General features: G+C 64.3%; 10 protein-coding genes. 3 read left to right on the top strand and 7 right to left on the bottom strand.

Annotated elements, in window-relative coordinates; all coding sequences use genetic code 11:
- The first annotated feature begins 26 nt into the window (after positions 1 to 26).
- Positions 27 to 872, top strand: a complete 846-nt coding sequence (locus tag AC1DK9_RS10305) for an aldo/keto reductase (protein WP_476915863.1) — start codon at positions 27 to 29, stop codon at positions 870 to 872.
- Between the two features lie 100 nt (positions 873 to 972).
- Here the strand turns inward: AC1DK9_RS10305 and AC1DK9_RS10300 are convergent, their stop codons facing one another.
- The 3 genes from AC1DK9_RS10300 to AC1DK9_RS10290 all read right to left on the bottom strand — a co-directional run bounded on the left by AC1DK9_RS10300 (position 973) and on the right by AC1DK9_RS10290 (position 3,498).
- Entirely contained in the window at positions 973 to 2,055 is a 1,083-nt protein-coding gene (locus AC1DK9_RS10300; protein WP_476860989.1) for a TRAP transporter substrate-binding protein, read from the bottom strand.
- A 180-nt stretch (positions 2,056 to 2,235) separates the two neighbouring features.
- Positions 2,236 to 2,496, bottom strand: a complete 261-nt coding sequence (locus tag AC1DK9_RS10295) for a hypothetical protein (RefSeq protein WP_476915862.1) — start codon at positions 2,494 to 2,496, stop codon at positions 2,236 to 2,238.
- Between the two features lie 36 nt (positions 2,497 to 2,532).
- Positions 2,533 to 3,498, bottom strand: a complete 966-nt coding sequence (locus AC1DK9_RS10290; protein WP_476915861.1) for a hypothetical protein — start codon at positions 3,496 to 3,498, stop codon at positions 2,533 to 2,535.
- Between the two features lie 71 nt (positions 3,499 to 3,569).
- Between AC1DK9_RS10290 and AC1DK9_RS10285 the strand changes: the two genes are divergently transcribed.
- Positions 3,570 to 4,043, top strand: a complete 474-nt coding sequence (locus tag AC1DK9_RS10285; RefSeq protein ID WP_476860986.1) for a DUF2231 domain-containing protein — start codon at positions 3,570 to 3,572, stop codon at positions 4,041 to 4,043.
- A gap of 70 nt (positions 4,044 to 4,113) precedes the next feature.
- Here AC1DK9_RS10285 and AC1DK9_RS10280 read toward each other — a convergent pair whose 3' ends face one another.
- The 3 genes from AC1DK9_RS10280 to AC1DK9_RS10270 form a co-directional block, all read right to left on the bottom strand.
- A complete protein-coding gene (locus AC1DK9_RS10280; RefSeq protein ID WP_476915860.1) occupies positions 4,114 to 5,376 on the bottom strand; it encodes an MFS transporter in 1,263 nt (420 codons plus the stop codon).
- A gap of 477 nt (positions 5,377 to 5,853) precedes the next feature.
- Positions 5,854 to 6,999: a tyrosine-type recombinase/integrase gene (locus tag AC1DK9_RS10275; protein WP_476915859.1), complete on the bottom strand. Its 1,146-nt coding sequence runs from the start codon at positions 6,997 to 6,999 to the stop codon at positions 5,854 to 5,856.
- Positions 6,989 to 7,654, bottom strand: a complete 666-nt coding sequence (locus AC1DK9_RS10270) for a hypothetical protein (protein ID WP_476915858.1) — start codon at positions 7,652 to 7,654, stop codon at positions 6,989 to 6,991. The genes AC1DK9_RS10275 and AC1DK9_RS10270 overlap by 11 nt, the downstream gene beginning before the upstream one ends.
- Positions 7,655 to 7,986: 332 nt before the next feature.
- Here AC1DK9_RS10270 and AC1DK9_RS10265 point away from each other — a divergent pair, with 332 nt between their 5' ends.
- Positions 7,987 to 8,373, top strand: a complete 387-nt coding sequence (locus AC1DK9_RS10265; protein WP_476915857.1) for a helix-turn-helix domain-containing protein — start codon at positions 7,987 to 7,989, stop codon at positions 8,371 to 8,373.
- Positions 8,374 to 9,918: 1,545 nt separating this feature from the next.
- Here the strand turns inward: AC1DK9_RS10265 and AC1DK9_RS10260 are convergent.
- A complete protein-coding gene (locus AC1DK9_RS10260; RefSeq protein WP_476915856.1) occupies positions 9,919 to 11,454 on the bottom strand; it encodes an ATP-dependent nuclease in 1,536 nt (511 codons plus the stop codon).
- Positions 11,455 to 11,814 lie beyond the last annotated feature (360 nt).

Here is an 11,814-nt window from a genome sequence, read left to right as displayed (position 1 = left end):
GGGCCGCCGATTGGCAGGATGGATGAATGACTTCTTCACCCGAACTGACATTCAATGACGGCAACACCATCCCGCAGCTTGGCTACGGTGTGTGGCAGGTTGAGGACGACGTAGCCGAGAAGGTTGTCGTCCAGGCGTTCGAGGCCGGCTTCCGGCACATCGACACCGCCAAGATCTACGGAAATGAAGCAGGGGTGGGCCGCGCGATCGAGCGTTCGGGCCTCAAGCCCGAGGAAATCTTCATCACCACCAAGCTCTGGAACGCGGACCAGGGATACGAATCCACGCTTCAGGCGTTCGAGGAATCCATGGAGCGCCTGGGGCTTGCGACCCTGGACCTCTACCTCATCCACTGGATGCAGCCGAAGCAGGACAAGTACGTCGACACCTGGAAGGCGCTCATCGAGCTGCAGAAGCGCGGCCGCGTGAAGACGATCGGTGTCTCCAACTTCACCAAGGAGGGACTGCAGCGCCTGATCGACGAGACCGGCGTCGTCCCCGCCATCAACCAGGTTGAGCTGCACCCGTTCTTCAACCAGGCGGAGCTGCGCGAATTCAACGCCTCCAAGGGCATCCTCACCCAGGCGTGGTCGCCGCTGGGCCAGGGCGGGGAGCTGCTGGAAAGCCCGGTCATCGCCCAGATCGCGGCCAAGCACAACGCCACGCCGGCACAGGTGGTCATTGCCTGGCACCTCGCGATCGGCAACGTGGTGATCCCCAAGTCGGTAACCGAGTCGCGGATCCGCGAGAACTATGCGGCCCTGGACGTCACCCTCGACGCGACGGACGTGGAGGCCATCAACGGCCTGGACCGCTCCGCTGAGGGCGCCGGGCGTATCGGCCCGGACCCGGCGGTTTCCGACTTCGCCTAGGCGCTAGCGCCATGGCAGGGGTTCCCTGCAAGCGGTAACAAACGATAAGAAACGAGCGGTTCAGGGCCTACCGGGCCTGGACCGCTCTTTCTGTGGGCCGTCACGCGCCCGGGCCGCAGGGTGCGACGTCGAAGGCTCCGTCAGGAGCGTCGGTGAGCGACCGGATTTTTGCGATCAGCGCCTTCGTAGCGGCATCCCGCTCGAGTTGCGCGTAGACCGGTGCCGCCGCGGCTTCAAAGGCTGCGATTTGTTGGTCCGTGGCGGCGACGATTGTGCCGCCGCGTCGACAGAAGGCGGCCGCTTCGTCAGCGGTACGGGCCTTGGCTTCGGTGACCGATTCCTGGGTCCTGGCGGCGGCCTCCAGCAGGACGCGGCGGTCGTCCGCGGCGAGGTGCGCGTAGGCCTTGGTGTTGATGACCAGCGAGTTGACCTTCACGTATACGGGCAAATTTCCCGCCACGGTGCTTGGCCGCGGGAAGGTTGCGGCCCGCGTGAAGGAAGACTCGGCAGCCTTAACCGTGCCTTTGGCCAGGGCGTCGGTGAACAGTTCGCCGGCCAGTGCCTGCGGGCTGGCCCCCAATGCTTTCAGGGTTGCATTTCCTGTGCTTGAGCCGGGGGCCCGGACAACCTTTCCGGCGAGTTCGGCCGGTGCCATGATGGGTCTGCCGAAGGAGAAGAGCATCCGCGGGCCATCCGGCAGCAGGGCCAGTCCGGTGAGTCCGACAGGCCGCAGCCCGGCCATCATGCCGCCGGCATTTTCGGGCGAGACGACCTTGGCCACCACCTGGTCCGAGGCCCGGAGGAACGGCGCCGAGAGTGCCATAAAGGATCTGATGCCCTCCGCCTCCCAGGTCCGGGCCGGGACCAGCGCCATGTCGAAATCGCCGCCCTCGGTGGACTGGGCCACCGCCTGGTCCCAAGCACCGGCTTCGTCGGCAGCCGCTTTCAGCACGAGCTCAATCCGGAGCGTGCCGCCCGAGAGTTCTTTCACTTGGCTGGCGAATTGCCGGACCTGCGCTGCGGCCCGTCCGTCGGGGCCGCCAGCGGTAGCCAGGGTCAGGACAGTTGCATCGTCAGCGGACTGCGGGCCGCTCTGGGACAGTCCGCTGGTGGTGCTGCATCCGGCCGCTGCCAAGGCAATGGAGGCCGCCAGAATCGACGCCCCGCGCATCCGTGAGTGCATGCTGGCCTCTTTTCGGGTACCAAGGCCGAGCTCTCCGCGGTTGCCGACACCGCAAAAGAAGGGGCCTCCACCTCGAAAGGTACTCCCTCCCGCCGTCCGCCAAAAGGGCCCTGTGGGCGAACTTTCGGACGGCCCGGCGAACCCGGCCCCCTCCCACGGGGGCGGCAGCGGCAAGGGCGGCTAGGCGGCGGCCCGGCTCTGGCGTGGCCGCACGGCGTCGACGATTGCCCAGCCGTGTTCGTCCTGGACCCGCCGGCAGGCGAAGCGCTCGGCCGCCAGGGCGTCGTCGAAAGTTTCGGTGCGGACCCGGCCACAGTCGGTGTCCAGGTAGGTGACTGCCCAATGATCTGCCGCGGGCTGGTTTGAAGACTGGTTTGAAGACTGGTTTGACGACTGGTTTGACGACGAAGCTGCGGCTGCGAAATCCTGATGCTGTTCCATGAATTAAGTCTGCAACCGGCCTCTGACAGTAAGTGCTCAGCGGCCCGGCGTGTCGCCGAGCCGCAGCACCCGTTCCCGGGCCAGGTCCTCCCGGCGGCGGTCTTTCTCCGCGGTGCGGGCTGCCTGCTGCGATGCGGCGGCGGCCAGTTCGAGGCGCTTGCGGGCCTGCCGCAGCTCGGCGTCGGCCCGCGCCAGTTCCTCCTTGAGCCGGGCCGCCTCCTCGGTCAGCGTGGCCGCGGCGCGCTGGGTGTCCAGCAGCTCGTTGGCCTTGCGTTCCGCCTCGGCGGCGCTGGAAGAGGCGGCGTCCGAGGCTTCCCGCAGCGCGGCCTCGGCACGGTCCCTCGCTGACGGGCTGGGGGCGGGCCGGTCCTGCCTGACGGCCCGCAGGCGCGGTTGGCCCGGCCCGGGAGCAGCGGCTGCTCCTGCCGGAGCCGCCGTCGGAGGCGAACCCTTCCGCAGCGTTGGCCCCGGTGCTTCCGGAACGGCGACGGCGCCGTCGAGGTCCACGACGTCGACGCCGTCCGCTGAGAGCGCCCGCAGCAGCCGCCCGCTCCGGACGGCGGTAGCGGCGCCTTCGTCGGCGGTGGCCGCTCGCAGGGTCTGTTCCACTTCCGCCGCGACGGTGCCGCTGATCTTCCGCCCCTGCCGCTCCGCCTCGGCCCGGGCTGCGTCAACGGCACCGGCCAGCATGGTCCGACGTTCCCGGGAGAGGCTGCGGAGCGTCGCCGCGTCGAGGGCGGCCTGCGCCCGGCGCATTGCTAGTCCCAGCTCGGCCAGGTCACTCAGTGCCTCGGGCCTGTGCCAGGCGAGCATGTTGACGGCCCAGGCGCTCACCGAGGGCTTGGGCAGGGAACGGACCGCCGCTACGCGGGAGCGCAGCTCCGGGGTGGACTCCGCTGCTGCGAGCAACTCCTTGGCCGCGGCATTGCGTGCTGCGACAAAGCCGTCGAACGGCATGGCGTAGAGCTGCGCCGCGATGTCCGCGAGCCCACGTTGTGCCATGCAAGAATCATAGAAGCTCCGGCCCCCCACGCCGGGAGTGCGCAGCCCACGTCCACCGTAGGAGATTCCACGTGATTGAAATAGCCGGGCTCCCGGCCCACATCCTTCTGGTCCACGCCGTCGTGGTGCTTGGCCCAATCGCCGGCCTCGCCGCCATCATCTACGCGGCTGCCCCGCGCTGGCGCAGGTACCTGGCTTGGCCGTTGGGGGTCCTTTCGCTGGGACTGGTCCCGGTCGCGCTCGTCACCGCGCAGGCGGGGGAGCAGCTGGAGAAGGCCCGACCGGCTACGCAACTGGTCCGGGAACATGCGGAGCAGGGTGACGTGCTGAAGGTCGTCTCGGTCATCTTCTTCGTGATCGTTGCCGCGATGATCATCGTCAGCTTTGAACCGATCGGGCGGCGGTTCGCGTTCCTCGGCGGCCTTCGCACGAACCGGGTTTTGCGGACAGGCCTGCTGGTTGTCGGAGCCCTGGCCGGCGCCTTCTTTGTCTACCAGAGCATCATCACCGGTCACTCCGGCGCCGCATCCGTGTGGGCGCGCTGACATTGCACTGAGATTGCACTGAAATTGCGCTGCCAGCGCGCTGGCGTCGCCATGAAGGGCGCGCCGGACCCTAGGTCCGGCGCGCCCTTCGTACCGTCAGGAGTAAGAGCACCAGGGCGGCCGCCTGCAGCGCGGCCACCGCGGCGATCAGCGCCGGGAACGCGCCGTAGAGGGCTCCGTAGAGCGCACCGCCGGCCAGGGCCCCCGCTCCTTCGAAGGCAGCGAAGACCCCGTAGGCCGACCCCTGGCGCGGCTCCGGCACCAGGTCCGCGACGAGCGCCTTGACCGTGGAGTCCTGGATGCCGGTGGCGGCGCCCCAGATGGCCACGCCTGCCCCTACCATGGCCACACCGGGGGAGAAGGCCAGCGCGGGAACGGCGGCAATCAGCACCGGCAGCGCTAATAGCACCGCCGGGCCCACCCGGTCGTAGAGGAAGCCGCTGCCCAGCGCGCCGAGCGCCGCTGTGCCCATGGCCGCAGCGTAGAGCAGCGGCACCACGGGGGCAGGAACCGCTACGGCCGCGGTCAGATGGTAGGAGATGACGCCGAACGCCACGAGGCCCGCGCTCCAGAAGAAGGCACAGACGGCGAACAGCAAGAAAACCCCGGAGAACAACGACGGCGGCTTCCCGGCCGTGGCTGGCAGCGCCGGAATGCCGGCCGCGCCCGGTGCGCCGTCGGCGTTCTGCACTTCACCGCCCGGGGGAGCGCCCGGCCCGGGATCGGTTTCCGGGCCCGCGGCGGCAGCCACGGACTCCGAGTTGGTCTCCGCGCCGGGCTCGGCCACCCGTCGGCGCAACCAGAGCAGCAGGGCGAGTGCCACCGCTGCCGGCGCGGCCAGGACCGCAAACGCGGCCGGGAGGACACCGGTGACCGCCAGCACGCCGGCCACAAGGATCGGGCCGAGGAGAGCCCCGGTGAGGTCCAGCGACTTGTGCACGGCGAATCCCCGGCCGCGGCCCACGCGCTTGGCCGCGGCGGCGAGCAGCACTGTTTTTGCCGGACTGCGGACGGCCTTGCCTACCCGGTCGCCGATGATCAGCGCCGAAGCCAGGACCAGCCCCGCGGCACCCACGGCCGGGGCCAACGCCAGCAGGGGTACGCAGAACGCCGTCAGGGCGTAACCCGCAAGGGTAAACCTCCAGTATTTGCGGGTGCGGTCCGCCCACGGCCCGAAAACAAGGCGCAGGCCCTGCGCAGCGGCTTCGGCCCCGCCGGTGACGAGCCCAACGAGCAGGGCGGAGGCGCCAAGCTGCGCCAGCAGCGGTCCGGCGAGCGGACGGGCCCCGTCGGACACGACGTCGGTGGCCAGGCTGACCAGCCCGAAACCCACCACCGTGCCCCACGGCTGGCGGCCGTCGGCTGGTAACCCGGCCGAAGTTCTGTCAGCTGCCGCCGCGTTCGGTTGGGCCGGTGCCGCCGGAAGCGCGTGGGGAGCCGGCCCTGGATGGTCGGGTTCGCGCTCACGCCGGTCCATTTTCCAAGGGTCGCGGACGGGCACCTGAATGACAAGGGCAGCGAGGGCTCGGTGAGCGGCCAGGGTGCTTGTCCCCACGGATACGGTCCCGGTCGGTCTGGTGCGCGGCGTGTCCGTGTCGAAGTGCCCCCGTACCGCACCCCACGGTTCCCGCAGCCCGTCTGGTAGGTACGCAAAGAACCCCCGAAAATCCATGATTTCCGGGGGTTCTTTGGTTCGTGCTGTCCGAGCTTCCTATCAGAATCGAACTGATGACCTTCTCATTACGAGGGATACTGCTTTGCCTTATAAAACTGGGGATGCACCGCCCTAAGGTGACGAAAAAGTGACGAGCTAGTTCCATTTGAGGTTCACGAGCGCACCATTCAGACGCTCGGCGCTGTCATGAAGATCGTGATCGAAGAGCCCAGCATAAGTGTCGAGTGTCATCGTTGCACTCGCGTGTCCCGCGATGCGCTGAACGACTTTCACGTTGGCCCCGTGGCTGATCGCAAGGCTAACGGCAGTGTGGCGCAAGTCGTGAAACGTAGGGCGTGGGAATGAAGGATCGGCTGTCATGGCCCTGGCGATAGCGGGGGCATAGTGGCGCTTTGTCCAAGAGTTGTTACGCAGGACAGAGCCGCGCCCGCCTGTGAAGGCTCGTTCACGTCCGACGCTGGTGCCGGCCATTTGCTCGCATCGACGGGCAATGAGACGGGGGAGTGGCACGACGCGGCTTTCCCCTCCCTTAGTAGGCCCAAGCACAAGTTTTCCGCCAACCTCTGAGAAGGCCTGACGAATTGCCACGGAAGGCGTCTCCCCGAATTCAAAGTCGTCGAAGGACAGTGCTGTTATCTCTCCCCAGCGAAGGCCGCCTGTTCCCGCCAACATTACGAACAGCTCGAAGCCCTCACATTCGCGAGCCAGGGCGGTGAGTTGGGGCATGGTCAGGTAGACGTGCTCCCGCTGCTTCTCTTTGGCAGGTATGTAGTCTGTTTGTCCAAGTGGATCTTTGGCCGGATTGCTGGGGAGTAGGCGTTTCTTGACGGCGTGACCCATGAGCCTGCCGAAGTACAAGCCGACCTCACGGCGAGTGGTTACGCCTGCTGGAAGCCCGTCCTGTCCTTTAAGAGTTGTGATCCACGCTGCCACGTCGTCATAGCGGACGTTGCTGACGGGCGTGTGGGCCCACCGAGGTGCCACGTAGTTTTCGTAGCATCGGCGGTAATTGTCCAGTGTTTTCGGGCTTGCGGGCTTTCGTCCGTTGGCGCCGACGAGTGCAATCCTCGTGATCCATTCCGCATAGAGCTGACCGACAGTCGTCTTGCTGCTGGCCCGGGGGTCAATGAACGTGCCGCCCCTTATTGATCGGACGGTGGCCTGGTGAAAATCCTCCGCTTCGCGCTTCGTGGAGAAGCGCCTTCTCTGGCGGACACCATCAGCAGTTGTCCAGTCTGCTTGCCACCGCTTCACTCCATCAGCAAGTTTCTTAACTGCCACTGATCTCTTCCCTTCTTGCCCTCATTCTCGTCCAGAGCTGATTTGACTGTTCTTGGAACGAGGGCGAGATGCGGGCCTTGTAGCCGGTCCCTTGAAGAATTCCTCTGTTTCTAGCCCGCTTCAGGCGTGCAAGCCAGGTGTCCGGACTCTCGCCTGTCCACTCGTGCAACCGTCTGATGGGCTCTACTGATGAGGCGCCAAGGGCGACGTACGCAGCGGCGATGTGAACGTAGTCCTCGTCTTTCTCAACTCTTGAAGGGAGCGGGCTCAGATCCTTCTTCACCTCTTCGATTTCCAAGAATTCGTAGTTGTCCCGCATAAGGGCTTGGGCGTGAGCGATAGGCAGCTTCCTGAGAATTCTGGTGGTCAGGCCTGGCAAGGCGAGTACCTCGCGTTCAGCAGAATTCGTTTCGTAGCTGTTGTTTTCAGCCCACCATTCCGAGTCGAAGTCGATGTCGAGTTCGTCGGGCTCCTTGAAAGGTCCAAGCCGATGTCCGACAGTCCATCCAATCGTGACGTTGAACGACTCGACGCGGTACGAAACGCGCAGGGTGGTGACGGGGTGACCATCCACTTCGCCGGACGTCTCACTTATGGGGTGAGCAGCATTGCGGAGCTCTACGTCATCGGGTAGGGACGGCATTTTTCTAGTCATGTGAGCACTGTAGCACAGTCAACTTGCCAACCGCACTGTGCTTGAGTATTGTGAACACAGTCGGCTTGCCAAGTCGACTGTGTCTACACGATTGGAGTCGTTTTGATCATCCCCATGGCCTCCACCGCGGCGGCTAAGACAGCCGCCCCGGGAGACCTTCCGCCGAGCCCTTACTGGACTCGCAAGCAGGTGGCTTCCTACCTCCGAGTGTCCGAGAAGTGGCTTGCACAGGGTGGGCGCTTTAGCGGGCCTAAGTTCTATAAGTTCGGCGCCCACTGCAGGTACCACATAGAAGACGTGCGTCGTTGGGCTCAGCAACAGCGGGTTCCGGCGTGACTGGCGCAGTGGGTCCAACGTCACGTCGGCGGGTCTATGAAGACGCGGTCGCTGCATCAGACCTGCCCCCCAGAACGAAAGCAATATGTCTACTGATCGCAGGATCTGCCACCGGTGAGTCGGCGCGCGCGTGGCCAGCGCTGCGAAGACTGGCGGAGGGGGCGGGCGTTACCCCGGGCACCGTTTCAAGGCACACGGCAATCGCCGAAAAAGCGGGCTACCTGTTCAAGCAGCGACGCAAGAACAGCTCGGTCCTGTACACGCTGACTATCCCGACAGCGGCGGGCCCACTCTGGGGGCCCGTTATCCCGACTCAGCGTGCAGTCCCGCGCGCTGAGAAGTGGTCAGGGACGCCAGCCTCATACGAGGGCTGGGCGCGATGATTGCCCGTTGCCGCCACCGTGGCATTGCCGACCCGTGACTCGGAAGGCGGTTTGCGCTTCCGGCTGGTATCTCCAAAGGGCCCAGGCCGCATCGGCCCTGTGGGCTGCGAATCCGGCGTTCAACTTGGAGCAATACCTGGAGCGACTGTCCGCCTCCGCGCTCAAACCGAAGGTCGTTGATACTCTTTCCGCCACCGCCCGCACGGCCTCCGCACGCGGAATCACGGCAGTGGACCGCATGACCCTGGCCTCGACAGTCGGTAGGGACGAATCCACGATCACGCAACATTGGAAGTTGGCCCGGAGCGCGGGCCTCATGAGAAGTAGGCGCCGTTGGAATACGTCGAGCATCCACGACCTGACGGTCGGTGGTTCATCGGGCTTCGAGTACGACATCACTGATATTGCGCCGCACCCCTGGTCTGCCCGTGAGCACGAATGGTGGGTGCGGGCCGCGGATGACAACCCCCTGCCTGCTCCGTGGGGCGACGGGCGCAGCCCATTCTAAAAATCCCATTATAAGAAGAGAGCAAAGCGACTCTTCTACTGGCCGATCCCTGTCTTCTGCGGATCGTATTGTGCGGTGGCCCAGAGGCCATCGTCGCCGCTGCTGGGAAGTATGAAGCAGTGGCGCTATCACCCGCAGGGCAGCGCCCTCGAATGGGCGCTGACGGGTTTCCGCTGAACTTTCGCCCCCAAGGGGCGTAGCGGCGAGCCCCCAACTGTCGTTGCTAGGCAGAGCCCGCACGGCTACGCATCGTTCACGCAGGCGCCCGACGCCGCGGAGTCGCGCAACCCCTCCTCACTATCCTTTGAAAGGACCATCTTCATGTCCGCCACCACCTCAAGCAAGCGTGACGCCAACGAGACCCCGAGGCAAGCTCGGACGTTCTCGACTGTCAAGGGCCATTACCTGGCACTCGGACTTTGCAGCCCGTGTGCTGCCCAGGCGTCATTCGGCCACCAACTCGGGTTCTCAAGGTCCAAGCCGCCCTGTGATTCCTGCAGTAAGATCGTCGGCTCGTTTCCAGTTGACGAGCCTGGGCCATGGCGCTCCTCGTCTCCGCGTCGCGGTGCACCCGCACCGTGGTCAACGGCGGTGAATGCGCCTGCGGCAGGGCGCGGGCCGGGATTGGCTGACGACGGCACCGGTTCGCAGACCCTCCCATGCGACGAAGACTGAAGTGTCACGTCCGCGCTGCCAATGAGGCCCGTTAGCTGGACCGGTTGAATCCTTCGTTCATGCGCCGTTTCCAATCGACGATAAACATAGGTGCATGCTTCGCCAGTACACAGGGCCGTGGGGCTGAGCGCCCCGGCCCGATTCAGGGACAACGGTTCGACGCGACGCCAGTGCAAATCCCCCCCAGCGTCTCGTTGTCGTTCAGGGCCTGTCCCCGGCCGGACTGAAGGCTTTCCAACGCGTTCAATCAGTGAACGCCTACCACGAGCAGGGACGCATCGGGTGTGGGTGGGGGGTGGGGGGGGGGGGGGGCACCCGCACCCCACCTGTAATGCCGAGATCTATGATGAGATTTTAGGAGGCTACATCCGGGCGGCGTCAGCGACTGGCTCTGGATCGTCAGTACTGATCCCCGGCAAGTACTTTCTCACGGGCGCAAAAATGGCGGAGACTTCCTCCGGAAACTCTTCCGCCCACTGCGACAGGAATGCGTGTTCGACTGCTCGGCCCGCCGTGTAGTCGAGGTCGGCTCCGATCTGATCGAACAGGGTATGTGGATCGTGGTTAGTGCGCAGTCGCTCCCTGACGACATCGCGAACACGGTCCTGCTCGGTGATCGGAAGGCCTATGGCAATGGCCAGTTTGGCAGCTACCGAGTCCATCCTGGATGCAACAGCAAGGGCCACGTGTAGCTCGGGGTCGCTTTCGCCCGGAAGTGCAACGATCGAATCGGCATGACACACCTCCTGCGGTACATCTCCGTCGAGGATGGCCATGGCTCTGAACTTGATGGCAGGGTTTTCGTTGTGCGTGCGCGTGAACTTAACGGCTTGGGCGTGGCCGCCCACGAAGTGGATCGCGAGGCCTGCTAATTCCAGGCCGTCAGTTCGGCTGTAACTCCGCAGCGCCGCCATTGTCATGGCCTCCGCAAAACGATCCTCCACAAAAATTGCGAAGCTGTCCTTAACCTCTCCTGTAAGAGTTCGGAGAGCGTTGACATCAGGCTTGCCCTGTGTGAGCTCCCCGTTGCCGCAGGACCAAACGGCATGATCGGGCAGGGGTGCGAGTGCGTCGTTCGAATGAGTTGTGAAGATTATTTGGCAGGACTTCCGGCGAGCAACGCCAATCAGATACTCGACGAGTCGTTTGGTTGCCACAGGATGCAACCCGTTTTCGATCTCCTCAATTAGAATCATTGACTGATCGGGGCTCTTCTCGATGTCAGCAACGATGCGGATAACACTTGCCTCGCCGGCGCCGAAGTGGAACTCAGAGTAGGCCTGTCCATCCTCCGTCTCAGCCGCATACAGCTTCTTGGTACTTGTTCTTGACGCACCAACAAGAAGGTATTTGTTCGCCTCCTTGCCCAGAATTCGCTCCACTGCCTTGACGGTATCCTCGGAGAGTAGAGTCTCCTGCTGCCCCTTAAAAGTCCCGCCTATGAACCGCTGCAGGTCGGTCCTCTCAGTTGCCGGAAGCGTTCGGGTAACCCCAAATAAGTTAATCGGGCGGCTGATGGAGTTCCGGTCCCATTTGGATCTCGGGTAGCTTGCCGTGCGTACCGCCGAACTCTTGCCCTTCTCGGCCATCTCGTACTGGACGCGCCATGCCAGCATGCCAGCGTCATACTTCCCGCTCTTGGCAAAGAACCTCCGTGGCCGAATCTCATTAAAGATCAGGGCCGCAGCACCGAGGACGGTTGTCTTACCCCCTCCGTTTGGTCCTACAAGCGCGGTCACAGGAAAATCAAAACTGATTGTCTTGTCCTTGTAGGCGCGCAACTTGATTAGGTGCATGGAGAACAAGTAATTCTCATACTTTCGCCCCGCCACACGCTGAGAGAGCTCTCGGATCTGTGAGTGCCGGATCTCGCTGCGGTTGTCTATCCCCAAAGTCATGCCTCATAGTAACGGGGCATACTCAGCTGTGCCTGGGCCTGGCATGACTGTGGCGCTGAGAGAGTCTGCAAGAACCTGACGTGCTACATGCCATCGCCACCTTGAGGCTGGACGGAATGGCCACGACGACCCACTCACGTGGCGCGGGTACGTAGGGCCGGTACCACGCGCATTTCAGTTGGCCGTTTGCGGAATGTGGCTCACCTTCCGACTGCGATTCCTCCACGCAATCGGAAGATGAGATGGCCCGCCCAAAGCAACAGACTTGGTAAGGCGGCAGCGACGAATGCGAGAGCTCTGGTCGTTGATATGGACGACTACTTGAAGCCGGGAAGACTTTCTAACCCGTACGCGCAGGGA

This window comes from Arthrobacter sp. 01T414 (genome assembly GCF_056398965.1).
This window is presented reverse-complemented; position numbering and strand designations above follow the sequence as displayed.